The sequence below is a fragment of the Pseudomonas kitaguniensis genome, from assembly GCF_049199985.1.
Taxonomy (GTDB): domain Bacteria; phylum Pseudomonadota; class Gammaproteobacteria; order Pseudomonadales; family Pseudomonadaceae; genus Aquipseudomonas; species Aquipseudomonas kitaguniensis.
Map to the genome: position 1 here is coordinate 32,339 of NZ_JBLZPT010000008.1, position 25,829 is coordinate 58,167.

18 protein-coding genes are annotated in these 25,829 nt (G+C 60.1%); 5 read left to right on the plus strand and 13 right to left on the minus strand.

Translation table 11 applies throughout. The features are described 5' to 3' along the window. Nucleotides 1-34: 34 nt before the first annotated feature. Both ACOZK9_RS12660 and ACOZK9_RS12665 read right to left on the minus strand, forming a co-directional pair. Nucleotides 35-514 carry a nuclear transport factor 2 family protein gene (locus ACOZK9_RS12660; RefSeq protein ID WP_058413479.1) on the minus strand — a complete coding sequence of 160 codons (480 nt, stop codon included), beginning with the start codon at nt 512-514 and terminating at the stop codon, nt 35-37. Nucleotides 515-565: 51 nt separating this feature from the next. Next, on the minus strand, nt 566-1,129 hold the full coding sequence (locus tag ACOZK9_RS12665) for a TetR/AcrR family transcriptional regulator (RefSeq protein ID WP_152750479.1): 564 nt from the start codon (nt 1,127-1,129) through the stop codon (nt 566-568). A 124-nt stretch (nt 1,130-1,253) separates the two neighbouring features. Between ACOZK9_RS12665 and pssA the strand changes: the two genes are divergently transcribed. Then, on the plus strand, nt 1,254-2,597 hold the full coding sequence (pssA, locus tag ACOZK9_RS12670; protein WP_421555945.1) for a CDP-diacylglycerol--serine O-phosphatidyltransferase: 1,344 nt from the start codon (nt 1,254-1,256) through the stop codon (nt 2,595-2,597). Between the two features lie 173 nt (nt 2,598-2,770). Continuing rightward, the gene (locus ACOZK9_RS12675) at nt 2,771-6,592 is read left to right on the plus strand and encodes a hypothetical protein (RefSeq protein ID WP_421555946.1); all 3,822 of its coding nucleotides are present in this window, start codon (nt 2,771-2,773) and stop codon (nt 6,590-6,592) included. A 67-nt stretch (nt 6,593-6,659) separates the two neighbouring features. On the opposite strand, the gene efeO (ACOZK9_RS12680) is transcribed toward ACOZK9_RS12675, so the two are convergent. From efeO (ACOZK9_RS12680) to efeU, 4 genes are read right to left on the minus strand one after another with little or no spacing between them, the layout of a single operon-like run. Further along, nucleotides 6,660-7,478, minus strand: coding sequence for an iron uptake system protein EfeO (efeO, locus tag ACOZK9_RS12680; RefSeq protein WP_058413477.1), 819 nt, complete (start codon nt 7,476-7,478; stop codon nt 6,660-6,662). Nucleotides 7,479-7,502: 24 nt separating this feature from the next. Then, entirely contained in the window at nt 7,503-8,807 is a 1,305-nt protein-coding gene (gene efeB / locus ACOZK9_RS12685) for an iron uptake transporter deferrochelatase/peroxidase subunit (RefSeq protein ID WP_122250279.1), read from the minus strand. A 14-nt stretch (nt 8,808-8,821) separates the two neighbouring features. Beyond that, the gene (gene efeO / locus ACOZK9_RS12690; RefSeq protein ID WP_421555947.1) at nt 8,822-10,024 is read right to left on the minus strand and encodes an iron uptake system protein EfeO; all 1,203 of its coding nucleotides are present in this window, start codon (nt 10,022-10,024) and stop codon (nt 8,822-8,824) included. A gap of 10 nt (nt 10,025-10,034) precedes the next feature. Further along, a complete protein-coding gene (efeU, locus tag ACOZK9_RS12695) occupies nt 10,035-10,880 on the minus strand; it encodes an iron uptake transporter permease EfeU (protein WP_421555948.1) in 846 nt (281 codons plus the stop codon). Between the two features lie 167 nt (nt 10,881-11,047). Here efeU and ACOZK9_RS12700 point away from each other — a divergent pair, with 167 nt between their 5' ends. Next, on the plus strand, nt 11,048-12,064 hold the full coding sequence (locus ACOZK9_RS12700) for an AraC family transcriptional regulator (protein WP_421555949.1): 1,017 nt from the start codon (nt 11,048-11,050) through the stop codon (nt 12,062-12,064). 475 nt (nt 12,065-12,539) lie between these two features. Here the strand turns inward: ACOZK9_RS12700 and ACOZK9_RS12705 are convergent, their stop codons facing one another. Genes ACOZK9_RS12705 through mexE form a run of 3 tightly spaced genes read right to left on the minus strand, consistent with a single transcriptional unit; the run spans nt 12,540 to nt 18,388 of the window. Further along, complete coding sequence (locus tag ACOZK9_RS12705; protein ID WP_152747853.1) at nt 12,540-13,955, minus strand: efflux transporter outer membrane subunit; 1,416 nt, start codon at nt 13,953-13,955, stop codon at nt 12,540-12,542. Further along, nucleotides 13,952-17,131: an efflux RND transporter permease subunit gene (locus tag ACOZK9_RS12710; RefSeq protein WP_122250265.1), complete on the minus strand. Its 3,180-nt coding sequence runs from the start codon at nt 17,129-17,131 to the stop codon at nt 13,952-13,954. Before ACOZK9_RS12710 ends, ACOZK9_RS12705 begins: the two co-directional genes overlap by 4 nt. Before the next feature lie 15 nt (nt 17,132-17,146). Next, nucleotides 17,147-18,388, minus strand: coding sequence for a multidrug efflux RND transporter periplasmic adaptor subunit MexE (gene mexE, locus ACOZK9_RS12715; RefSeq protein WP_058414625.1), 1,242 nt, complete (start codon nt 18,386-18,388; stop codon nt 17,147-17,149). A gap of 462 nt (nt 18,389-18,850) precedes the next feature. Here mexE and ACOZK9_RS12720 point away from each other — a divergent pair, with 462 nt between their 5' ends. Next, nucleotides 18,851-20,413, plus strand: coding sequence for a hypothetical protein (locus ACOZK9_RS12720; protein WP_421555950.1), 1,563 nt, complete (start codon nt 18,851-18,853; stop codon nt 20,411-20,413). A 77-nt stretch (nt 20,414-20,490) separates the two neighbouring features. Here the strand turns inward: ACOZK9_RS12720 and ACOZK9_RS12725 are convergent, their stop codons facing one another. From ACOZK9_RS12725 to ACOZK9_RS12740, 4 genes are read right to left on the minus strand one after another with little or no spacing between them, the layout of a single operon-like run. Continuing rightward, a complete protein-coding gene (locus tag ACOZK9_RS12725; protein ID WP_058414623.1) occupies nt 20,491-20,976 on the minus strand; it encodes a response regulator in 486 nt (161 codons plus the stop codon). After that, on the minus strand, nt 20,973-23,300 hold the full coding sequence (locus tag ACOZK9_RS12730; RefSeq protein WP_421555951.1) for an ATP-binding protein: 2,328 nt from the start codon (nt 23,298-23,300) through the stop codon (nt 20,973-20,975). Before ACOZK9_RS12730 ends, ACOZK9_RS12725 begins: the two co-directional genes overlap by 4 nt. Beyond that, nucleotides 23,297-23,950 carry a response regulator gene (locus ACOZK9_RS12735; protein ID WP_421555952.1) on the minus strand — a complete coding sequence of 218 codons (654 nt, stop codon included), beginning with the start codon at nt 23,948-23,950 and terminating at the stop codon, nt 23,297-23,299. Before ACOZK9_RS12735 ends, ACOZK9_RS12730 begins: the two co-directional genes overlap by 4 nt. Next, on the minus strand, nt 23,947-25,131 hold the full coding sequence (locus ACOZK9_RS12740) for a sensor histidine kinase (protein ID WP_421555953.1): 1,185 nt from the start codon (nt 25,129-25,131) through the stop codon (nt 23,947-23,949). The genes ACOZK9_RS12735 and ACOZK9_RS12740 overlap by 4 nt, the downstream gene beginning before the upstream one ends. A 174-nt stretch (nt 25,132-25,305) precedes the next feature. Here ACOZK9_RS12740 and ACOZK9_RS12745 point away from each other — a divergent pair, with 174 nt between their 5' ends. Then, nucleotides 25,306-25,824, plus strand: coding sequence for an SgcJ/EcaC family oxidoreductase (locus ACOZK9_RS12745; RefSeq protein ID WP_152747849.1), 519 nt, complete (start codon nt 25,306-25,308; stop codon nt 25,822-25,824). Nucleotides 25,825-25,829: the final 5 nt, after the last annotated feature.

The following is a 25,829-nucleotide window of genomic DNA, read 5'->3' on the forward strand; positions in this document are numbered from 1 at the left end:
GCATCGCGAGCAAGCCCGCTCCCACAGGTGGGCCTTAAAGCCCGAGGTCCGACAGCCCTGGATGATCATCCGGGCGCCGCCCCAGCGGCCAGTGGAATTTGCGTTCGCTGGCCTCGATCGGCAGGTCGTTAATGCAGGCAAACCGCTTGGCCATCAGACCGTTCTGGTCAAACTCCCAGTTCTCATTGCCGTAGGAGCGGAACCAGTTACCGGAGTCGTCGTGCCATTCATAGGCATACCGCACGGCGATACGGTTTCCACCGAACGCCCACAATTCCTTGATCAGCCGATAATCCAACTCCTTGGCCCATTTACGGGTCAGGAAACCCTTGGCTTGTTCGCGGTTTTGCACAAACTCGGCGCGGTTACGCCACTGGGTGTCCACGGTGTACGCCAACGACACGCGTTGCGGGTCTCGGGAGTTCCAGCCGTCTTCGGCGAGGCGGACTTTCTCAATCGCTGACTCGCGGGTAAACGGCGGCAACGGTGGGCGTACTTCGGCATCAGATGACATGGGGCAACTCCTGAAGTAGTAAGGTTTATCGACGTGTGCAAAGGCCTGCGTTCACAGGCCGAACAATTTTTGCGCCATGCATTGCGCATGATCAGCCGCGCTGGAATCGCCCATGACCAGCGCGACGGTAATCGCGCCATCGATGAGTATCAGCAGTTGCGCCGCGTGCTGTTCGGGCGCGGGGCTGCCATGCGCTTCACAGAGTTGGAGTGCGTACTCAAACAGTTTTTGTTTATGCGCCTTGGCCAGCCGGCGTACCGGGTCTTGTGCATTGCCGGTTTCACCACTGGTGTTGATGAAGGCACAACCGCGAAAGTCGGCTGAGTCGAACCAGGCTTTAAGGGCGCTGAATAGCGCCAGCAAGCGCTCGCCGCTGCCTTCGCGGCGCTCTACTTCCTCGCGCAGCCAGTGCATCCAGCGTTCGTCGCGACGTTGCAGGGCGGCGAGCACCAACTCATCTTTATTGGCGAAGTAATGGTAAATACTCTTGCGCGAGACGCCGGCGGTTTTTACCAGCAACGCCATACCGGTGGCGGCGATGCCGTGCCGATAAATTAACTTCTCGGTCACGTCGAGAATAATGTCGCGGGTTTCATTGTGGGCTATGTCGTTCATGTTGCGTACACTAGAACGATCGTTCTTCATGGTCAATTTATTTTTTCCATGTTCCCCGGCGAGACCTGAGCAGCCCCATGGTGTAAGCTTTGGGCCTCTTCGGATTCGACCCATTGCGAGCCTTATGCCGTCGTTCTTCAAACGCTCCCTGTTGCCTAAACTGCGCGGTTTCCCAGTGTCTCCCGAGACCCTTGAGGTGCTGTCCGGCGCCGCTGAGTTCCGTCGCTGCCTGCTGGAAAAAATCCCCCACGCCACGCGGCGTATCTATATCGTCGCGCTGTACTTGCAGCACGATGAAGCCGGGCAGGAAATCTACGACGCGTTGCACGCCGCCAAGGCGGCGCGGCCCGAGTTGGACGTGGTGGTGGTGGTCGATTCGTTGCGCGCCCAGCGCGGCTTGATCGGCGCCGGCAAGCAGCCGGGCAACAGCGCCTGGTATCAGGCCATGACCCAAGCGCACGCCAGTGAAGTACCGGTGTACGGCGTGCCGGTGCAGACCCGCGAGCTGTTCGGCGTGCTGCACTTGAAGGGTTTTGTGATCGACGACAGCGTGCTGTACAGCGGCGCCAGTTTAAACAACGTGTACTTGCACAAGTTCGACAAGTACCGCTATGACCGCTACCACCTGATCCACAGCGCGCCGCTGGCGGATTCGATGCAGCATCTGGTGGAACACGGCCTGTTGGCCTCCAAGGCCGTGCATCGCCTGGACTTGCCCAACCCGCCCACCACCCGCAGCTTGCGCAATGATATTGGCGACCTGCGCAGCCGCCTCAAGCACGCGACCTATGACACCACCACGGGCCTGGTGCCCAATGGCCACATGTCGGTGAGCCCGTTGCTCGGTGTCGGCAAAAACAACCCGCTGAACCGGGTAATCCTCGAACTGATCGCAAGTGCCCAGCACCAGTTGACCCTCTGCACGCCGTACTTCAATTTGCCGCTGCCGGTGACCCGCGAGATCAACCGCGCCCTGGCGCGCGGGGTGAAGATCGACATCATCGTCGGTGACAAAACCGCCAACGATTTCTACATTCCGCCCAGCGAGCCGTTCAAGGTCATCGCAGCGTTGCCTTACCTGTATGAAATCAGCCTGCGGCGTTTCGCCAAGCGTCATCAGCCGATGATCGACAGCGGCCAGTTGAACCTGCACCTGTGGTGCGACGGCGACAACACCTATCACCTCAAAGGCCTCTGGGTTGACCAGCGTTACACCTTGCTTACCGGCAACAACCTCAACCCCCGGGCGTTCCGCCTCGATCTGGAAAATGCCCTGTTGATCGACGACCCGCAAGGCGAGTGGCTGGCACCACGGCGTACCGAACTGGCGCAGATTTTCCAGCACACCACGCGCATCGCGGGTTACCAGCAGTTGCAGACGCTGGTGGATTACCCGCAAGCGGTCGGCAAGTTCTTGCGACGGGTCAGCCGGGTGCGCATTGAACGGTTGCTTTACCGCATCCTGTAAGCCATCGCGGCTGGCACGGTAAATGGAAGCAAGCCTGGCAGCCTTAGCGTCAGGTTGTTTTCCTACATTCAGTGCGAGTTTACCTATGCTTTGCCAGCTTATTTTTTCATACGCTTTCTATCGACTGTTCTTAAGGACAAGGACTCTGTTCCCCCCGATAGAGACCCGTAGAAATGTCGACAATCCAAGCAAAAAATACCTTAACTATTTTTAGCCAGCCATCAACCTATCAAGGGCCTGCGCCGCTCTTGCCACAACCCGATAAACCCATTGCTCCCACGGCCCCCGGTGTAGCCTTCAGCCCCTCCGGTCATCAATTATTCAGCGCGACGTCCTCACTTCGGCAATTGAGCCTGGAGCAACAGGCCGGTCGGGCCAAACGCGGTATCCCCGATCAACCGGTAGCTGCGCCCGTCAGTGAAAGCCAAGTGAGGCATCGTTACCCTGCCAAGCCTGACGCTACGGCGGCGGACACTCGGTTACAAAAAATCCTGATTCAGCGCTTAAAAACTGGCGAGGTGGATGAAGAAAACATTCCAAAAAAGGCGTCTATTGCACCCTTTATCGAGATGTATCACCAAGCTATCAATGAGCCTGCCGTACAGGCCTGGTTCACATCCCAACACTTGAAACCTGGCACTGTGCGAGTATTCAGTGGCTACGTGGTGGGCGTGGTCCTGCGCGATGGCAAGGAAACCATTCAACGTTTTAGCATTACGGATGGGTCGGGTTGGGGGCAAGTCAGTAAGACCATTGTGTCCTTACAACAAGTGCTCTCGCCCAATGATCTTGGCCTGCCCGGAAACCCAGGCCCGAGCGCTGCCTACAGTGCGATTAGCAACGATGTGCTGTTGGATTTTTACGGGGTCAAGCCGCCTCTGAGTGAACAGTCTGCGCCGCAACTGGGCGAACAACTCACGCTGAACGGGTGGCCGCAGATCGCAGAAACACAACGCGATCAGTGGGCTGGGCAGTTTAAACAGTTGGCCCGGCATCGTGACGACAGTGCGATACGCGCGGGGCTGGTAGAGCAATTTCGATCTCTGTTCAAGAATGAGCCCGACTATAACGTGTTCACACTGGATGAGTACGCCGTGGTTGCCGGACCCAACTCATCCCTGGACCAACACAGTAAGCGACCGCGTGAGCTGTTTATCGAGTTCCTGGCGTCAGCGACATTCCAGGCCTTTCTCAAGAAGACCGGTTATGCTTTTACCGGTGTTGATTTCAGGCTATCTGACGGCGACCTGCAGACGCGCAATCTGAGAGGTGCCTGGGATTCTTTGCAGGAGAAGTTCGACTATGAAGTCGAGAGCGCGTCCAGGGTTGACGACGCAGATGGGCACAGCGCCCGCAGGATGAACTCGGATTTCGACGAGCTAGTGAAGAAGAGCGAGAAAGTCGGGAACGCGTTGTACTCCACCCGTACCTATGACGCGCGTCAAACCTTTGCGTTGTATGCTCTCGACACACCGCAAAACGTCGGCCAGTTACGCGGTTCGCTGGGATGGTTGGGCATACAACTGGCAACGCCCCCATTGGCAGGCGACTATGCAGCTATGACACCTTATTCGCAGGTTGATGGCGCGTTATCCGCCGAGGCCGGTAGCACCTTGAAAAAGGCGTCGACGCAGGTCATGGCGTTGTTCAAGGCTTTTTCAACCAGCACCACCGGCTTCCAGAATTACCCTGATCCAGATAATAAGCTCGCTTCATTTTTTGACTCTCCGAAGGCCATCGCCATAGCCGACGAGATTGCCAGGTCCCTCAAGCATTACGCCGTGTTCGATGGGCAAGCGCTTTCAAGGGCAGACCGCCATCAGGTTCTGGCCACGGCCATGAAGTCCAGTGTGGATGCGTCTATCCCGGGCCAGCCAGGCACTGTGGCCGGGTACAGTTTGTATCAACCGGGCAATTTGGGGCGCACGCTCAAACAAGTGCGTGGTGACGTGGAGGCGCATCTGCAAAGCAAAGGTGTTGACCCTAATGTCGCGTCGTTGATGGCCCATGTGTTTCTGGCCCAGTCAGCACCAGAGATGCTGGTCAAGAAAGACCCTACGGTATCTGCCACTACCGACCAAGTACTCAACCGGGACCCGGAAAACATCAAGGTCGGATCTACCGGCTGGATGAACCTGCGCCTGGGCAGTGCAATAGCCGGCGATTCACGGTTGAATTTTACGCAAGCCATGGCGTTGGCACGCCAGGAGGTTGGCGGGCCTGTGCAAGAAGCGTTGATCAAAGAGCTGGGCACTCAGGCGCTGTTGGACTGGGCCGTAATGTCGGGCGTTTTTCCCGCGACTTCAGATGGCAAATACTCTCTGGTGGACTACCAGGCTGCGGCGAACGCCTTTACCCAGCGCGAAAACCAAACGCGCGAGGCCTTTGGCACGTTATCGAGCGAGTCGCCTACCCAAAGGACCGTGTTGGTCCAGCAATTGGCCAAGTTGTACCCGGAGATGACCGCGGAGGCAATTAGCAATATCACGTTGAAAAAGTATCCCGATTTTGTAACAAACACAGCTAATTCCAGGCCCTCTATAGAATACGACAATCCGCAACCGTTTCGTTATCTGGGCCCGACGTCGTTGGTCGATATAATCATGATGAATCTTGGGAAAGGTAATCCGCCATTTGGTGAAGACGAGAGCTGGGTGGGTGATGAGTTTATTCATCCAAATATTTCCCTTGCTGCGTTCAGGGAACGTCTCGACCAACTGCCAAAGCTTAAACCTTTGGTGGTGCCTGCCATTGACACCTTCATCACCGACTCCCGGTCGGCCCAAGCCACTGCATTGAAGCTGATGATTGCTGATTTACCTCTTAACGAACGCAAGGGGTTGGAGTTGGGGAAGATTACGTTCTACACCCTGCGCAAAACAACCGGAGACTCTTTGCGGGTCGATGAAGGTCAAGACTCGAAAGTCGAAAAGAGCAAGGGCACTCATGGCCTCTTGCTGCGTTATGAAACCCCCGACGCCTGGCCCAGGTTCGGGTACTACGAAGTTTTTCCGGGCTCCATGAAAATGGTCAAACGAAACTTGGGCATCCAGTTGCAGCTGAACGGGAGGGTGGAAAACAAGGTGTTACGTGACAGGCTTTATACCTATGCTGGCCCTGTAATCCGCAACGGTATGGCACAGCCGTTTGATTTTGATGCCTATAGCACAGGCTCTGCGCCACGTTCCGGAGCGATATCGCAGGTGATTATCGAGCGCCTCGGGGCCGAGTTGCCGCAGACACCAACGTCGGATACCGCAACTCAGCGCATACCCAACACTTTTTCTTCTTCCAAGACGTCCAGGATCGTGGAAAGGTTGTTGGCCCATAGCTTTGACGGCAACCGTGATGCGCGGATCGCTCATGCCAACAAACCGTCAGCGCTGCAAGCGCGCACCGACACCACTATATTCACGGCTGAAAATGCCCGCGCGGTAGTCAGCCTGATCCCTTTTGTGGGTGCCGTTGCTGATTTGGTAGAGGGCAAAATAGAGGCGGGAGTGAAAGGCTTGCTGATTGACCTTGCGTCTTTTCTTGCTACCGGTGGGCTGGCGGGTGCAAAGACTTTCGCCAAGGGTTTAAGAATGTTGATTCCTTTCAGCGGCAAGCCGTTCAGCATGACTGGGCTGAAAGGAGGAGGTTCATTTATTCGCGGTCTGTTCAACCCATTGGAAAACATCCCTACGCTTGTGCGCGGGGGGCCGAAGGGGATCCCCGCGCTAAACAAGATAAATGCCGGCTTGCCGACTCACATCGGGTCGGATATTTACCTGCCGATCAAAGCATCCGAGCAGTTGCGGTGGACCTTGGGCGCGTGGGATACGCTGGATGGTTCCAGTCAAGCAGAGAGCGCTTGGCCGGGCGCCAGGAAAGGCTGGAGTGGAAACCAGGAAGTCACTGCAGTTGAAAAAGACGGCGTGTGGTATGCAATCAACCCCTTCAGTCATAGACCTGGCGGGCTACCACTGCAGGAGTTCACCCCCGAATCGAGTTGACGCCTGTGAGCGGGATGACTGCTCGAGACAACCGCCCAGGCCTGAATCCAGACCTGGGCGCTTTTTATCAGTTCAAACCCAACTTGCCGCGCAGGGTCGACAGGTCTTCGGCCAAGGTGTTGACCGGGCCCACCAGCGCCTTACGGTCGTTTTCCTTGACTTTGTCGTAGGTTTCAAAGCCGCCATCCCTGGTTTTGTACTTGGCCAGCACCTTGTCGACGCTGGCGAAGTTCTTGTCGACCTTGGCCAGGAAGGCTTTGTCTTGTTTCTCGATCTGGCCACGGAACAGGTCGACGATTTTTTTCGCGCCGTCAATGTTGCCCTGGAAGTCGTACAGGTCGGTGTGGCTGTAGCGGTCTTCTTCACCGGAGATTTTGGTCGCAGCGACTTCTTCCAGCAGCGCAGCGGCGCCGCCCACGACTTTCTCGGGCGGGAAGGTCAGGCCGTCGACACGGGTTTTAAGGTCGTTGACGTCGGTGTTGAGCTTGGCGGTCAGGGTTTCCAGGCCTTTGGTGGTGTTCTGCGAGAACAGCGTGTATTCGATGCGGTGGAAGCCAGTGAAGTCTTCAGCAGTCACGCCTTTTTCGTGGTCATCAACACGCGAATCGATTGAGGCGTCGAGGTCACTGAACAGCTCGGCGATCGGCTCGATCGACTCATAGTGAACGCGGGTTGGCGCGTAAAGCTTTTTGGCGGTGGCCAGGTCGCCCTGGTTGATGGCGTCGGTGAACGCCTTGGTCTGCGTGACCAGTTCACCGATTTCTTCGGTGACGTAAATCTTGTAATCCGACACCGGGCCTACCAGGTCCAGCGGCGCGGTGGCGGCGAACGCTGCCAGCGGCGAAAGGGTCATTAACAACGACAACGCGATAGTCGACTTCTTCATGGGAGGTGTGCGCTCTGGTGTGTTTTAGGTAGTGGCAGTGGTTTGCGGGTGCGTTGCAGCGAGCAACGTGCGCCCAATGAAATCCTTGGGCCCGGTGACGCCTGGCAAGGTGAAGAAGTACCCGCCGCCGACCGGCTTGAGGTATTCCTCCAGCGGCTCGCCGTTGAGCCGGGTTTGCACGCTGATAAAGCCTTTCTCCAGGTCTGCCTGGTAGCAGATGAACAGCAGCCCCATGTCCAACTGACCGTTTTTATTGACGCCGTTGGAGTAGTTGAACGGCCGACGCAGAATCAGGTTGGCCTGGGTTTGCGCGGTACGCGGGTTGGCCAGGCGAATGTGCGCATCGAGCTTGGTCAACTTGCCGTGCGGGTCTTTGCTGTAATCCGGCACTTGCGATTCTTGCTGGCCGTCCATGGGCGCGCCCGTGGTTTTGACGCGGCCGATGATGCTTTCCTGCTCTTGCAGGGGCGTGCGGTCCCAGCGCTCGACGAAGTTGCGGATGATGCGCACCGCCTGGTAGCTGCCATTGGCGGCCCAGGCCGGTTCGTCACTGGCCGGTTGCACCCAGACAATCTGGTCCATGCTCTTGTCGTCGTTGGAATTCGGGTTGGCCGAACCGTCACGAAAGCCCAGGAAGTTACGCGCGCTCTGCGCCGGTTCGCCAGGTTTGGCCGGGGCTTGAGGCGGCACGCTGCCTTCCTGTTTCCAGCGCACCAGCAACAGGTCGGGCAGGTTCTTCACGATGTCGCGCAGCGCGTGGATATTGGTGTCGGTGGTGTTGGAGCAAAATTGCAGGCTCAGGTCGCCGTGGCACTGCGCCGGTTCCAGCGCATCGTTGGGGAAGCCCACCATGCGCGTCAGGCGCTTGGGTTTGACCGCAGTCAGGCCGAAGCGCTCATCAAACAGCGACTCGCCGACCGACACGGTAATGGTCAGGTTGTCCGGGGTGACCACCGGGCCAAGAATGCCCGAGTCGGTGGGCGGCAGCTTCGGGTCGACCTGCGGTACGGTGCCGCCGGTCATCAGGAAGCTGATGCGCTCGTTCAAGGTGCGGAACAACCGCTCAAGGTCTTCACGGTCGCTGGCCAATACGTCGAACGCCACCAGCATGCCGCACGCCGGGCGCGGCGTGACGATGCCGGTTTGGTGCTTGCCGAAAAAGTCGTGGTGGTCCTGCGTCTTGTCACTGCGCGGCGCAGTGGTGACCTGCTCGGCAGCGGCGGCCAGCGCCGGGCAGCTCAGGCTGCTACCGGCAATAGCCGCGCCGGTGGCCGCCATGCCCAGCAAGACACGGCGACGTTGTGCGGAAAATTGTTCTGAATCACTCATGTGTGCGGTCGTCTTCACTGCAGGCCGGAAAGGCCAAGGGCGGGGTCGATTCCATCGAGTGCAACGGCCAGAGCCTTGGCCTTGTCGGCGATCTGCTTGCGCTGATCGGCGGTCACGCTGTCGTAGCGGCGGTAGTGGCCGTCGACTTTCAAACTGTTCAGTTGTGCATCGAACGCCTCAAGCGCGCTGTCAACGTTGCTCAACACGTTAGCCGCCGACTTGCTCAGCAACGGCCGCATCAGCTCGACCACCTTGTGCGCGGCTTGCAGGTTGGCGGCAAAGCCGTTGAGGTCGATGTGGCTGTAGCGTTCTTCTTCACCGCTGGCCGCGCGCACATCCGCCAGGCTGTTGAGGTTGCGCACCACGATGCTCACCAGTTGTTCCGGTGGCAGCGACTGGGCGAGCAGTTGTTGCTTAAGGCGCGTGACGTCGCTGACCAGGCCTTGGGCGATTGGCGCCAGCCCGTCCAGGCTGCGCTGTTGGAACAGGCTGTATTCCAGGCGATGGAAGCCAGTGAAGGCCGGGTCTTGCTCGCGTTTTTCAAAGTAGTCGGCGCGCGCGTTGATCGCGTTGTCCAACTCGGCCAGGCGTTGCGACGCCGGCGCCAGGCGCTGGTAGGCTTCGCGCGCTGGCACATACAGCGATTGCGCCTGGGCCAAATCACCGGCTTCGACGGCTTGCGCCAGGGCGGTGACGGCGGTGATCAGTGCACTGCCTTGGCCGCTCAGGTACACGCGGAACTCCGACAGCGGGCCGATAAACGCCACCATCGATGGCTTGGCCTTGGCCTTGGCGTCGGACTCCGCCGTCGGCGTCACGTGCAAGGTGCCACGCGGGTTACTCAGCAAGCCGCAGGTGATCGCATAGTCGCCGGGCGCGAGGTTGGCATTGATCACTTGGCTCAAGCCCGGCGCGATATTTTCGCGTTCTTCGATCACCAGCACGCCGTCGAGAATTTCCCACTCCACCGCCCGTTCGGAGCGGTTGATGATACGAAAGCTTGCGCGCCCGGCGGGCACGGTGAGTGCGTTGGGTTCACAGGCGTGCCCGTGAATGGTCACGGTGATTTCATCGTGGTTGGTCTGGCGTTTGGCGGCGGCCAATTGCGAGGCGTAATAAAACAGGCCACCGGCGGCGATCATAACGACCACCGAGCCGGCCACCGCCCAGCGCAGGGCGCGGGACGGCGGAGCCGGTTGAGGGGTTTGGCTGGACAAATGACGGTCCTTACTGGCTGGAAACGGAAGAGGTTTTGGCGACAGGCGTGGCGGGGGCCGAGGGCAGGAAGAACATCACCAGGGCCACCACCAGGTAAATCAGATAAGCGCCGAGCGTGCTCACGGTTGGGGCGTCTTGATAGCCGAACATCCCGGCCAGCACCGAACCCAACGGGCCGTCCATCGGCAGCGTCGCGCTGACATCGAACAACACGGTTTGCCAGTGGTTCCACACGCCCGCTTCGTGCAGGGCTTGTACTGAGTTGGCGAGAATGCCGGCGGCCACCACCAGGATGAACAGGCCGGTCCAGCGAAAAAACGCGCCGAGGTTGAGGCGCATGCTGCCGGTGTAGATCAAAAAGCCTGTGATGATCGCCAGAATCAGGCCGAGCAGGGCGCCAATCGGCGCGCCCGGGCCTTCGCTTTGCTGGAACACCGCCAGTAGAAAAAACACCGTCTCCAGGCCTTCGCGCGCAACCGCGAAAAACACCATGGCGATCAGCGCGATCACTTGGTGTTTGGAGCCCGCCAATGCGTGATCAAGTGATTCGTGCAAGGAGTGCTTGATGGACCGCGCCACTTTGCGCATCCAGAACACCATGGAACTGAGGATGCCGACGGCCACCAGACCGACCACACCTTCGAACAGCTCTTGTTGTTTTTGCGGAAATTCAGCGCTGACCAGTTCCAGGCCACCGCCGACCAGCAGGGCCAGGGCGGCTGCCAGGAACACGCCGATCCACACGGCGGGCATCCACTGGCCACGGCCGGTTTGTTGCAGGTAGCTGGCGATAATGCCGACGATCAGTGCAGCTTCAATGCCTTCGCGCAGCATGATTAAAAAAGGAACAAGCATTTGGCACCGCATCATGACGGGAGAGGATGCTAATTTGTAACATAATGATACTCATTACTAAACAGGCAATCTGCCTGTTTACTGAACTGCGCCTGAACGGTGGTGGCGAATTGCATAGCCGCTTATGATGCAAAACCTCTTTTACAGCGTTGATTAACCGACTTCCAATGGCGGAAAAAGACACCATCTCCATCCATCTTGTCCGTGAGGCCTTGCTGCAAAGCTGCGCGCCGGGCGCGGCCACGCTTGAGGCGTTGAGCAAAGTCGGCATTGACCCGGTGCTGCTGGCGCAGCCCGACGCCCGTGTGCCCGCCACCGCGTATGCGCGATTGTGGCGGTTGTTGGCGCGGCGCAGGGACGATGAGTTTTTCGGCATGGACCCGCGCAAGCTCAAGTCCGGCAGCCTGGAGTTCTTGTGCCGTGCGTGCATGGCCCAGCCAAACCTGGGCGCCAGCCTGGAGACTGGCTTGGGGTTTCTGTCGTTGATGCTCGAGCATTTGCCCGCGCAGCTTGTGCGCCAGCAAAGCCTGGCAGAGATCGTGCTGTTGGAGCCAGCGCTTGAGCCCAAGCGGGCGTTTACCTATTTTACCTATTGGATGATCGTGCACGGCGTTGCCTGCTGGCTGGCGGGGCGGCGCATTCCGATTCTGGCGATAGAGCTGCGGTGCGCACAGCCGGATTTCTGCGACGACTACCGGGTGATGTTTTCCGACAACCTGCGCTTTGACCGTCCACGCACGCGCATGATCTTTTCCGCCGACTGCCTCGACCTGCCGGTCAAGCGCAGCCCTGAGGAACTCAAGCGTTTCCTGGCGCGCGCGCCGGCCAACATCCTGGTCAAATACCGCGACCCGGAAAGCCTGGCCGCGCGGATCAAGCACGACTTGCGGCAGATGCCTCCCGATAGCTGGCCAGAGACCGAGGGCCTGGCGGCCAGCCACTGCATCTCGGCGTCCACTCTGCGTCGCCGCCTGGCAGAAGAGGGGCAGACCTACCAAGGCCTCAAGGACAGCGTGCGCAAGGAGTTGGCGATTGTATGGCTGGCTGAGCCGCAGATCAGTTTTGCCGAGATCGCCGCGCGACTGGGGTTTGCGGATGCGAGTTCGTTTTACAAGGCGTTTCGCAAGTGGTCGGGGTCGAACCCTGGGCATTATCGGAGTTTGATTCTCGACGATGCGGGTTGAGTGTATGTCCGTTATTTGGGTGACGGCTTATATCGGTTTCGCATTTACAGCGAGTCACTTTTGATAGAGCCGGAAGCTGGCCCAGTCAAAAGTAACCAAACCGCTCTCGCCCCACCACTCGCATACACAGCAGATCTGCTTTCTGTGGGAGCGGGCTTGCTCGCGATGCAGGCACCTCGGTATATGAGGTACACCGAGTTGATGCCATCGCGAGCAAGCCCGCTCCCACATTTGACTGCATTCTGCTTGGGAGATTGGGTCGGCTTTCGGGCCGCCTGCTTTTGATCGTGATCTTGATCTATCAAAAGTGACCCGCCGCAAGGGCGGAATCATAAGCGGCCGTAACCAAAGAAACGTATACACAACACATACTCCAACCACCCCAAAAAACTCAAAAAAAAGCCCCGTGACCGAATGGACCACGGGGCTAAAAATTGGCTGGATGCGACCAACCAAAGGAGCGCTTTAAATTAAATCACTTGCTGCTGGCCACTACCGTGTTCGGCTGCCAGCCCCCACCGAGGGCCTTGTAGATCGCGACAATACCGCGGTACAAATCCACCTCGGCCTGCGCCTGCGAATCTTCGGCTGCCAAACGCTCACGTTGCGCATCCAGCAGCACCAGGAAGTCCACCGTGCCTTCGCGGTAACGAATTGCGGCTAGGTCAGCCGCGGCGCGACTCGACTCACTCTGGCGTATCAACGAGACCAACCGCTGCTGGCGTTTGCCGTAATCACTGAAGGCATTTTCCGATTCTTCCAATGCCAGCAACACTTGCTGCTCATAGGTCGCCAGCGCGCCTTCAGCCTCGGCATTCGCACCGCGCAAACGCGCGCGCACGCTGCCCAGGTCGAACGCGGCCCAGGTGATGCTCGGGCCGAGGGACCAGGCATTCGCTGCCGCTGAACCAATCTGTGAACCCCGCCCGGCGGTAAAGCCGAGGAAGCCGCTGAGGCTGACCCGTGGGAACAGGTCGGCCTTGGCCACGCCGATACGCGCGGTGGCGGCGGCCAGTTTGCGTTCGGCGCTGAGAATGTCCGGGCGACGTTGCAGCAATTGCCCTGGATCGCCAATCGGCAATGCCTTGGCAATCGCCGGCAGGTCTTTGGGGCTCAGGTCGACGCTCAGTTTGTCGGGGCGCTGGCCGAGGAGGGTGGCGATGCGGTTGCGCTCGCGCACTTGCTCGGCTTGCAGTTGCGGCACGCTGGCTTCAACCGAAGCCAGGCGCGCATCGGCGCGTTCCACGTCGAGCTGATCACCCACGCCGGCATCGCGCAGGCTGACGGTGATGGTGCGCGAGTCCTGTTGGTTCTTCAGGTTGTCGAGGGCGATGCGTTCACGCAGTTGTGCGCCACGCAGTTGGCCGTAGGCATCCACCAGCTCGGCAATCATGCTGACTTGCAACTGGTACAGGTCGGCTTCGGCGACCTGCTGGTCAGCGTCGCTGGCTTCGAGGTTGCGGCGTATGCGGCCGAACAAATCCAGTTCCCAGGCCATGTCGAGGCCCAAGTCATAACGCTCGCTGTTGACGCGCTGGGTGGTCTGGCCGGGAATCTGGCCCTTGCCCACCTCACTGCTGGCACGGCTGGTGACGACCGGCATGATGTCATTGGCGGCGTCATCGCGAATCGCGCGGGCCGCTCGCAGACGGGCGAATGCCACGCGCAGGTCGCGGTTACCGTTCAACGACTGCGTTACCAACTGGTCGAGGGTAGGGTCGTCGAACTGCTGCCACCAAATGCCTTCGTACTTGGCATGGTCATAACTTTTGGTGTCGGCGGCTGCCGTGATATTGGCAGCCTCAAGTTGTTCGGTTTTATAGTCCGGGCCTACGGCACAGGCGCTCAACGCCAGTACCAGCAAGCTCGGCAGAAAGACTTTCACGCTCATTGCTGTGTCTCCAGCTTCAAGGCCTTGGCCGCTTTGCGCGCCTCTTGGCGCTCCACATAGCGACGGATCAGTACGTAGAACACTGGCGTCAGCAACAGCCCGAAGAAGGTCACCCCGATCATCCCGGAGAACACCGCCACGCCCATCGCATGGCGCATCTCGGCACCGGCACCGCTGGACAACACCAGCGGCACCACGCCCATGATGAAGGCGAACGAGGTCATCAGAATCGGCCGCAGACGCAAGCGGCAGGCTTCCAGTACCGCAGCCAGCGGGTCGAGACCTTCCTGTTGTTTATCCTTGGCGAACTCGACGATCAGAATCGCGTTCTTGCACGCCAGGCCCACCAGTACAATCAGGCCGATCTGGGTGAAGATGTTGTTGTCGCCACCCGAGATAATCACCCCGGTAATTGCCGACAGCAGCGTCATCGGTACGATCAGGATCACCGCCAGCGGCAGGCTCCAGCTTTCGTATTGGGCGGCCAGTACCAGGAATGCCAGCAGTACGCAGAGCGGGAACACGAACAGCGCGGTATTGCCCGAGAGGATTTGCTGATACGTCAGGTCGGTCCACTCATAAGTCATGCCGTTGGGCAGCTCATCTTTCAACAGTTTTTCGATCGCCACCTGTGCCTGGCCGGAGCTGTAGCCCGGTGCGGCGTTGCCGTTGATTTCGGCAGTGATAAAGCCGTTGTAGTGCATCACGCGGTCCGGGCCGGAGGTCTCGCTGACCTTGATGAAGGTCGCCAGCGGGATCATCTCGCCTTTGTTGTTACGCACTTTCAACTGACCGATCTGGTCCTGGTCCTGACGGAACTGTTGCTCAGCCTGCACGTTAACCTGGTAAGTGCGGCCAAAACGGTTGAAGTCGTTGGCGTACAGCGAGCCCAGGTAGATCTGCAGGGTGTCGAAGATGTCGCTGATCGCCACGCCGTGGGTCTTGGCCTTTTCACGGTCAATCGCCGCATCAACCTGAGGCACGTTCACCGTGTAACTGGTGAACAGGCCGAACAGCTCAGGCACGCCACGACTTTTGGTAATGATGTTCTGGGTTTCTTTGTACAGCTCGTCATAACCCAGGTTGCCACGGTCTTCGATCTGCAGGCGGAACCCGCCAATCGTACCCAGGCCCTGTACCGGCGGCGGTGGGAAGATCGCCATGTAGGCTTCCTGAATTTCGCTGTACTTGCCGTTCAAGGCACCGGCAATCGCACCTGCCGACATGCTCGCGTCTTTACGCTCATCGAAGGGTTTCAAGGTCACGAACACGATGCCGCTGTTCGGGCTGTTGGTGAAGCCGTTGATCGACAGGCCCGGGAACGCAATCGCGCTTTCAACGCCCGGCTGTTTCAAGGCGATGTCAGACATCTTCTTGATCACGTTTTCGGTGCGGTCCAGGCTTGCAGCGTCCGGCAATTGCGCAAACGCCACCAGGTATTGCTTGTCCTGGGCCGGTACGAAACCGGTAGGCGTGTGGGCAAAACCGAAGAACGTCAGCACCATCAGGCCGCCATACACGAACAGCGCAATGCCACTGCCGCGAATGACTCGGCGCACAGTGCCGACATAGCCATGGCTGGCTTTTTCGAAAAAGCGGTTAAACGGACGGAACAGCCAGCCGCCGAAAATTTTGTCGAGGAACTTCGAGAAACGATCCTTCGGCGCGTTATGCCCACGCAGCAACACGGCGGCCAGGGCAGGCGACAGCGTCAGCGAGTTGAAGGCCGAAATCACCGTCGAAATCGCAATGGTCAAGGCGAACTGCTTGTAGAACTGCCCGGTCAAGCCGCTGATAAAGGCCGCCGGAATGAACACCGCACACAGCACCAGCGCCGTGGCAATGATCGGCCCGGTCACTTCGCTCATGGCTTTTTCGGTGGCCTGGAACGGTTCCAGGCCCAGCTCGATGTTGCGCTCGACGTTCTCCACCACCACGATGGCGTCGTCCACCACAATACCAATCGCCAACACCAGCCCGAACAGCGACAGTGCGTTCAGCGAGAAGCCGAACAGGTGCATCACCGCAAACGTACCGATCAACGACACCGGCACCGCTACCAACGGAATGATCGACGCGCGCCAGGTTTGCAGGAACAGGATGACTACCAGTACCACCAGAATCAGTGCTTCGAACAGGGTGTGAACCACTGCTTCGATAGAGCCGCGCACAAAGATCGTCGGGTCATAGGCGATGCGGTAATCCATGCCTTCAGGGAAGCTTTTTTTCAGCTCCGCCATCTTGCTGCGCACGTCGTTGGAGATGTCGATGGCGTTGGAGCCGGGGCGCTGGAAGATCGGAATTGCCACCGCCGGCTGGTTGTCGATCAACGAGCGCAGGGCGTATTGGCTGGAACCCAGCTCGACCCGCGCGATGTCCTTGAGCCGCGTGATTTCGCCGTTCTCGCCGGAACGAATCACGATGTTCTCGAACTCTTCCTCGGTCACCAGGCGGCCCTGGGTATTCACCGACAGCTGGAAGCTGGTGTCACTCGGCGCAGGCTGCGCGCCGAGGGCACCGGCCGCGACCTGGCGGTTCTGCTCGCGGATCGCCGTCACCACATCGGTGGCGGTAAGGTTGCGCGAGGCGGTTTTGTTCGGGTCCAGCCAAACGCGCAGGGAGTAATCGCCCATGCCGAATAACTGCACATCGCCCACGCCGCCAAGGCGCGCCAACTCATCTTTGATATTCAGGATCGCGTAGTTCGACAGGTAGAGCATGTCGTAGCGCTGATCCGGTGAGGTCAAGTGCACCACCATGGTCAGGTCGGGGGAGGCCTTGTCCACGGTGATGCCGATACGCGTAACTTCCTCAGGCAGCTTTGGCTGAGTGCGCGTCACACGGTTTTGCACCTGCACCTGCGCGTTGTCCAGGTCTGTGCCGAGGGCAAAGGTGATGGTCAGCGTCAGTTTGCCGTCGGCGGTCGACTGCGAGGACATGTACAGCATGTTCTCGACGCCGGTAATCGCCTGCTCCAGCGGCGCGGCCACGGTTTCACCGATGACTTTAGGGTTGGCGCCCGGGAAGTTGGCGCGTACCACTACAGTCGGCGGCACCACTTCCGGGTATTCGCTGATCGGCAGTTGGAACAGCGAGATCGCGCCGGCGATCAGGATCAACAGCGAGAGCACCGCTGCGAAGATCGGCCGCGAAATAAAGAACTTGGAAAAATTCATCTTGAGTTGTATCCCTTAACCGCGTGGAGTCGCGCTGCTCGCAAGTTTTGGCGCGGTTTTATCCGGCGCCACTTGCTCCACGTTGCTGGCTTCAAGTGCTTGTCGTTGTTGGGCCAAGGCCGCCAGGGTTTCCTTGCTGGCCATCGGGATGGTTTCCGGGGCGACCGGCGACCCAGGGCGAGCACGCTGCAGGCCCTTGACGATAATCGTGTCGTCTTTATTCAGGCCGCTGCGCACGATGCGCAACCCTTCGATCTTCGGCCCCAGTTCCACCGCGCGATAAGCCGGCTTGTCGCCGTCCATCACCAGTACGAATTTTTTGCCAAGGTCAGTACCGACCGCTTCGTCATTGATCAGCACGGCGGAGTAGGTGCCGCTGCCGACCAGTTTGAGGCGGGCATACAGGCCCGGCGTGTATTCGCCTTTGCTGTTATCGAACACCGCGCGACCACGGATGGTGCCGGTGGCCGGGTTGACCTGGTTGTCGACGAAATTCATCTGGCCCAAGTGCGGGTTGCCGGTTTCATTCGACAGGCCCAGGTAAACCGGCGTGGTAGCACCACGGCGGCCTTGGCGGGCCAGCTCGGTGTACTTGAGGTACACACGCTCATCGGCGTCGAAGTAGGCGTAAACCTTGTCGGTGGAGACCACGCTGGTCAGCGCCGTGACATCGGCGGTGACCAGGTTGCCGGCGGTGATTTCGGCACGGCTGACGCGCCCGCTGATCGGCGAGGCCACACGGGTGAAACTCAGGTTCAGCTTGGCCAGGTCCAACTGCGCCTGAATGCCGGCCACTGCGGCGCGGGCTTCCTGGGCGGCGGTGGTGCGCGAGTCAGCCAGTTCGGCGGAAATCGCGTTGCTCTGGCGCAGGCGGTCGCCGCGTTGCGCTTCGTTATCGCTGCGGCTGGCGGCGGCGCGGGTTTGTTGCAACTGCGCTTCAAGGCGACGTACTTCAGCCTGGAATGGGCGTGGGTCGATCTGGAACAACAGGTCGCCCTTCTTGACCAAAGCGCCTTCGGTAAAAGCGACTTGGTCAATCTGGCCAGAGACCCGTGGACGAATCTGCACGGTTTCGGGGGCTTCGAGGCGCCCGGTGAACTCGTCCCACTCGTTGACCGGTTGTTCGAGCACTTTGGCCACGCTGACTTTTGGTGCCGGCATGGCGGCCGCTTGATCCGGGGTCTTGCCGCACGCGCTCATCACCACCACGGCCAATATCGCCAGGGGGAAGCGCAAATGTTTGAGTGAGTGTTCCATGGGTGCATCCGCCAATGTATTTAAGATGGGCGGATCATGCGCGGCGAGGTGCTGTGTCACGAATCGAATGAGGCAAAGGTAACTATCATTCGGAATGATATAAGCGCGAGATTAGCCCTCTAGAATGCGGGTTTCGTTAGGGAGCTATCAATACGCTTGATGGCAAAGGACTGTTGCGATAAGCGCAAGTATCGGGCTTTTAAACCAGCGGTTGCGAAAATTGCCACTTGTGAGCGGCGGTGTGGCCACGGCAAAATTCGTTTGCAAAGCCCTCTCGGCGGCAGGTTCGATCACCGCCGCATTAATAGACCAAGGAAGTCGTTGATGACCCCGCTGCACGCCACTGACCGTCATGGTATCGCCACACTGGGTTGCGACCTGTGCGAGCTTCTCGCAAAGACTCTGAGCGATTGCTCCGCGCGAATCACTCAGACCCGGTCGCGGATTGCGCAGATTAATAAGATGAAAACGCGTGACGCGAGCGAGGAACGCACTGAGGCGCTGAGGCAAACCCGCGAGCACCTTCACACGTGCCAGCAACGCTACGACCAGCACAAGAAAGAGGGCCATGGCTTGGGTTGGTTGCTGAGCCCATTTGATACCTATCATGCCAGCGGCGAACTCGATCAGGCCAGGCACGACCATCAACAGGCGACGCTTGCCTACGATGAGCCTGCGACTCAGGCCGCGCGCGACAGCCAGATCGCCGCCCATAATCAACACGTGGCCGACCAGCACGCGGAAAAAGCCAAACTGAACATCACGTTGGACACACTCACTCAGTTTCATCGCGCACTGAGTGAGTTGTCCACGCAAGCGGCCCCCGCATTGGCGGCGGCGCGCGGCGAGGGCTGGCTGGCGGCGGATTTTGGCGACAAGCTCATGCGCATCGACCGGGCGATACGCGAAGCAAAATTCAGCGCGGCGCGCGAGTGCCTGGCTAAATTGGCCTTTCAGCGGCGGCCGGATGCAGCGGTTTACGCACGCCTGCACAACCAGGCTCTGGACATTCGCACGCGAGCCTATTCCAGGCATCACGGCGTACCGATCACCGGCAGCTTCCCGGCTATCGTAGAAGCCAGTGCCAAGCTGGCAGCGCCCAACTTGAAAGCGGCGTGTTCAGATCAATTGCTTGGCGGTCTGCACAGCGCTGATCAATGGCAGTTGCTGACCACGCTGGCGGCATCGCCTGAGCACTACGCTGTTGATGCACTTTGGTCGATTTACTGGGCGATGTTCCAGTGCCAACAAAAAATGGCGGACTATTTGGCCAGTGCCGTCGCCATGGAAGACCCCCTGAACGGCCGGTTCAGCGGCTATGTCGAAGACGCACTGTCTGGCTTCGCTTTCCAGCATATTCCGCTATTCGGCTACCCGGCGTCGCAGTCCTACATGGGCACTCTGGGTTTGGCCGGCACCCCGGAAGAGTCCCGCTTGGGGGCCGACATCGGGGTGATCATCTGCCTCAACATCGGCGGGTTGGTGTGCCGCAAAGCGGTGCTGCTGCAAGCCAAGCGCGCCAAGGACTGGGCAGCGAACATCGGCAGCGAGAAGGCGCAACTGCCCAAGCTTTCCAAACTGCCGCGAGCGGGTTACTACCTGTTCTATCACGAGTCGCCTGACTTTCGGTTCGACTCACCCGTGCCGACGGTAAGTTCCGCGCAGGCATTGCAGCAACTCATCCTTGATAGCAACAGGCAGCCAGACGCCGCCTCACTTCATTTGGATGTGCGCACCACGGGTTGCGACTGGGCCAGCTTTATCAGCTTTGGCTTGTGCAATGCCGCCTCAAACGTAGGCGAACCGTTCGACACCGTTGACGACGCAATGCGCATCCTCGGCAGCGGCGAGACAGGCGAGCTTCCGCTGCGGTTGTTCGTGGTGGCGATCGAGGATGAACCCTTCGCCATGGCCCTGCAGTTGCGGGTGCGCGAGCAATACCAGTCTGCAAAAAAACAACTGGAGGTTTCTAAAAAAAAACACAAAAAGGACCTAGACCAAGATAGCCCGGAGTTTTCCATGTGACCGCCTTGGCGATGATGTAGCTATCAGCTCAAGATAGGCTGTCGCTGACATTGCCCTGCTCAGGCAAGCCGTGCCTGCTAGCAACGACGGATAATCGCTGTTTGCGCAGGCGCTGCCCCGCGCCGGTGCAACAGCTCGATCTGATCGGCCGGCACCAGCGTGCGCAGGGTTTTGTAGAGCACGCGGGTTTCCAGCAGGTTCCACACGCGCAGCATGGTTTCCAGCGCGTCCAGCGGTTTGCTGATGAAGTCCCGCGCGCCGAGTGCCAGCGCGCGCAGGCGCGTGTCGCGGGTGGCGTCGGCGGTCAGCACCAGAATCGGCAGGTACTCGCCGTTGGGGATGCGCCGGTTGAGTTGCTCCAGCACCGCAAAGCCGTCGAGTTCCGGCATGTGCAGGTCGAGAATCACCAAGTCCGGTTCGAAGCTGTTGAACAGTTCCAGGGTGCGCAACGGCTCGGTGCTGCTCAGTACGTTGGTCAGGCCCTCGCGTGCCAGCAGTTGCTCCACCAGGTCGAGGTTCGGGCGTTGGTCGTCGATGATCAGAATGCGCAGGTCGAGGTTCACACAGGCTCCGGAAAATACTGGTCGAGGTGGGCGAGAAACGCGGGCACGTTAATTGGCTTGTTCAATACGGCGGTCGCGCCCGCGTTGTGCAACGCCTCGCGGGTGACGTCGCTGGCGTCGGCGGTGATCATCAGCACCGGTGTGGCGTGGGTGATCGTCAACCTGCGCAAACGCTGCAGAACGGTCAAGCCGTCGATGTCGGGCAGTGACACGTCGAGCAGAATCAGTTGTGGCGCATGCTGTGCGGCCAGGTCCAGGCCGAGTTGGCCTTGCATGCTCGACAGCAGTTTTATCCCTGGCCGGCGCTGCAGCAGGGTTTCGATCAGCGCCAGGCTGGAGAGGTTGTCTTCGATATACAGCACCTTGCCGTGAATCGCGGGCGCCGCCACGGCCGGCGTTGTCGACGGCATCTCTACCACGGCAGCCGCCAGCCCATGCGGTGCCTGCACGTGCACGAACGGCAGTTCGAGGCTGAAGCGTGAGCCGATGCCCTGTTGGCTGTGCACGCTGAGCTGGCCGTGCATTTTTTCCAGCAGGCTTTTACTCAGCGCCAGGCCGAGGCCGCTGCCTTCTACATTCGGGTCGGCGCCGAGGCGTTCGAACGGCTTGAACAGTTGCCCGAGCTTGTCGGCGGCGATGCCCTTGCCGGTGTCGCACACGGCCACCTGGATGCGCTGCTCCGCCAGTGTGACTTCAATGCTGACCTGACCTTGAGGCCGGTTGTATTTGATCGCGTTCGACAGCAAGTTAAGCAGCACTTGGGTCAGGCGTTGCCGGTCGGCAACGATGCCGAGGTGCGCCGCCAGGGGTGGCAGCGGCTGCAACTGAATACCCGCGTCGGCGGCCATCGGTGAGACCAGCGCCAGGGCCTCTTGCAGCGTGCCCGCCAGCGGCATCGGTTGAATGTTCAGCGGCAGGCGTCCGGCCTCGATCTTGGCAATGTCGAGGACTTCATTGATCAACGTCAGCAGGTGCTGGCCGGCGCGCAGGATGTGACCGACGTGGGCTTTTTGCCCCGCTGCCGAGTCCATCTCCAGCAGTTGCGCAAAGCCCAGGATCGAATTGAGCGGGGTGCGCAGCTCGTGGCTCATGCGTGACAAAAACTCGCTTTTCGCGCGGCTGGCGCGTTCGGCTTCCTCGCGCGCGGTGCCCAGTGCGATCTCCGCTGCGCGCCGGTCGGTGATGTCGCGGGTGATCTTCGAGAACCCGCGCAAGGCGCCCGTCGCGTCGAATTGCGCGGTGATCACCACGCTGGCCCAGAACCGCGTGCCATCCTGGCGGCAGCGCCAGCCTTCTTCCATGTAATGCCCGTTGCGGGTGGCTTCGTCCAGCGCCATCGCCGGGTGTTGCGGGCTTTCATTCGGCAGGTAGAACACCGAAAAATGCTGACCGATGATTTCTTGTTCGGTGTAGCCCTTGATCCGTTCGGCACCGGCATTCCAACTGGTGACATGGCCACCGGTATCCAGCGCAAAAATGCCATAGTCCTTGACCCCGTCGATGATCAGCCGCAAACGTTCTTCATTCTCGCGCAACGCACGCTCGCGCTCGGCCAACAGCACACCGGCTTCCACCAGGCGTGTGCCCAACTGGCCAATTTCGTCGTTTTCCGGCGGTTGTGGCTGCAACGGTTGGCCGAGGGCCAGGCGTTGCGCGTTGCCTTGCACCTGTTGCACCCGCGCGACGATGCCCTTTGACAGAAACAGCACCGCGACAATCGCGCCAAACAGGCCGCAGATGGCCGCCAGCCAGGTCGACAATAACAGCCGCTGGCGAGTTTCGGACGCCGCCGAGGTGCGCTCGGCGAGCAACGAGTCCTCAAGGGTGAGCATGGTGCCGATGTGCTGGCGCAAGGCATCGAGGATGTATTTGTTGCTGACCAGAATCTGCGTAAGCGTCTCAGCGGGTGTGGTCGGGTCGCTGAGCATGTCTTCCAGCCCATCGATTTTGTTGTTGATCAGTGGCGTGATCAACGCGAGCTGTTCGCGCACGCGCGAATCGCGAACTTCGCGGTCGAGTCGGCGCAGGGCCGATTCAATCTGCGGCTTGGCATTGAGGTAACCCGGCAGGAAGTCCTCGCGGCGCGTCAGCAGGTAGCCGCGCACGCTGGCGGCCGCCTCGGCGAGCAGGGTGTGCACGGCGCGAATATCGCCTTGCACGCGCAGCACGCGGCGCACGTCCTCTTCCGCGCGCGCGGTTTGGCGTTCGGTGATGTAGATCAGCACCAGCGACAACAACAGCACCACCAGCGGCAGTGAAATCACCACCAGCGCCTTGCCGCGCAAGGGCAGGTCGGCCCAGCGTTTCGCGTAAAACACCTTCATGCTTGCGTCACCAGGCCCAACGCGATGCCACGCACGGCGGCCTGGGTGCGGTCGGCTGCACCGAGTTTGCCAATCACTCGTTCTACATGGGCTTTAGCGGTGCCGGTGGTGATGCCCAGTTGTTCGCCTATTTCGCGGTTGCTTTTGCCGTTCGCGACCAGCCCAAGCACCTGGCGTTCGCGTGGGGTGAGATGTTCAGTCGGTGTAGCGCCCGCCGCGCTGCGCTCGGTCATACGCCGCAGCAGCCGCGCGCTGACCGCCGTGTTCAGCGCTTCTTCACCGGCAGCGACGCGTTGCAGCGCACCAATCACTTCATCGCGGCTGGCGTCTTTGAGCAAGTAGCCGACCGCACCGGCACTCATCGCCGCTTCCAGGTGATCGACGCTGTCGTCCATGGTGAATATCACCACCTTGATCGCCGGCAAGCGTTGTTGCAGCAGGCGCGCGGCGCCGAGGCCATTGAGCACCGGCATACGAATGTCGAGGATCACGATGTCGGGCAACAATTGCTCGCAAAGGTCGACCGCTTGCTGACCATCGCGCGCCTGGCCGACCACTTCAAACTGCGGATGACCGGCCAGCAACGCGACGAAACCGGTGCGCGTGACTTCATGATCATCCGCCAGTACCAAGCGTAATACGCCGCTCATTGCGCTGTTCCATTCAGAAGGGCAGGCACGCGAGCGTGCAGGTGGGCGCCGCGACCGAGCGCGCTGATGCAACTGAGCCGCCCACCGAGCAGGCTGGCGCGCTCGTGCATGGTGGCAAGGCCGAGGTGCTGGGCGTCTTCAGTGCCGGGGTGCTGGTCGCGGGCAAAGCCTTGGCCGTTGTCGATGACGCGCAGCGAGGCCTCGTCGTCGTGCAGTTGCAGGGCCAGTTGCACGTGGCTGGCCTGCGCGTGCTTGAGGACATTGTTGATCGCTTCCTGGCCGATTCTGAACAAGGCGATTTCCACCTGGCTGGGCAAACGCCCCTCGTAGGCGAGGGTCCATTGCACGCCGACGCCAGCGTCACGCAGGCGGTCGGCTTCTTTGTCGAGTGCTTTGAATAAACCGAAGTCATCCAGCACGGTCGGGCGCAAGCCGGCGATCAATTGCCGGCCTTCACCGACGGAGTGCTGGGCGAGGCTCAGAATCGCCTGTAAATCTGCGTTGAGGGTGCCCGGCAGTGTCGGGCAACGGCCGGCAAACCCTTGCAGGCGTTGATGCAACCCGGCGAGGGTTTGCGCCAGGCCGTCATGCAGGTCGTAGGCCACGCGTTTACGCTCGTCTTCCTGCGCGCGAAGCAAGCGGTTAACCAGGTCGGAGAGCGTTCTGTCGCGCGTTTGCAGGGTGCCGAGCAAGCGATTGTTTTCCAGGTGTGCGGCCAGCAGCGTGGCGAGCAATTGCAACGATTCACTGTCTTCATGCTCTGGCGCGCGCAAGCTCACGCTGTTGCCCAGCACCAGTACGCCAAAGGCTGCGCCGTCGCCGCCGCGCAACGGCACTTGCAATACGCTGGGCAGGGCGCTTCCCGGCAGCTCCAGCCAGCACGGTGCGCGCAGGCTGCGGTCGGCGATGGCGCCGAGGCTGCTCAGCCGCTCCTGGCTGCCATGGTGCGCGGTCGCCGTGGCGCTGCCTTCGGTGTCCCACTCCTGAATCAGCCCGTGGTCCATCGCGAGGAACGCGCACGCCCGCGCCAGCACGCATTCGCGCATGGCGTTTGGAGCCAATTGCGCGAGCGCCTGCCCGGTGTCGACCAACAGCCGTAAACGCGCGGTGCGGCTTTCGGATTGTCGATAGTGCGCGCGGATAGCCAAGGCACTACCGGGGTCGTGTGGCGTGTTTTGCATGCGTAGGCTCCGGTGCAGGCACAGGCTCGCGGACGCGAGGCAGGCTATTAAACCTCGCCGGGCGGGTTGGGCGCTATCTGCCAAATGGCATAGTTAAATGACTCCGGTTGGCCGATGCCGGGGGGCGGGCAGGTTGGCAAAGTGGGCTCAACGACCACCCCAGGAGTCAACGCAATGAAATTCAAAGCCACTTCAATCGCGCTGTTGTTTGCATTGAGCGTACCGTTTGTTCAGGCCGCCGAGACAGCACCGTATGTCTACCGCGAGGTAGCCCAGGCACCGGCGAATGTGCAGGACCGCGAGGTTGCAGGGTTGTTTGACCGCTGGAACCGCGCGTTGCAGAGCGGTAACGTCGACACTGTGGTCGACTTGTATGCGCCGAACGCAGTGCTGCAGCCGACCGTGTCGAACCAGGTGCGCACCACCCGTGAGCAGATCGAAAACTACTTTGAGCACTTCCTGACGCTTAAGCCGGTCGGCCAGATCAATTACCGTGAGATCCGCCGCCTGGGCAGTAACGTGGCGATGGACAGCGGGGTCTACACGTTCACCCTGACCGAGCCAAACGGCCAGACGCGCCAGGTGCAGGCGCGCTACAGCTTTATCTACGAGCTGGTGGCGGGCGAGTGGAAAATCCTCAACCATCACTCCTCGGCGATGCCTGAAGTGCAGGTCAAACACGCCCAGCGCTAACAGTG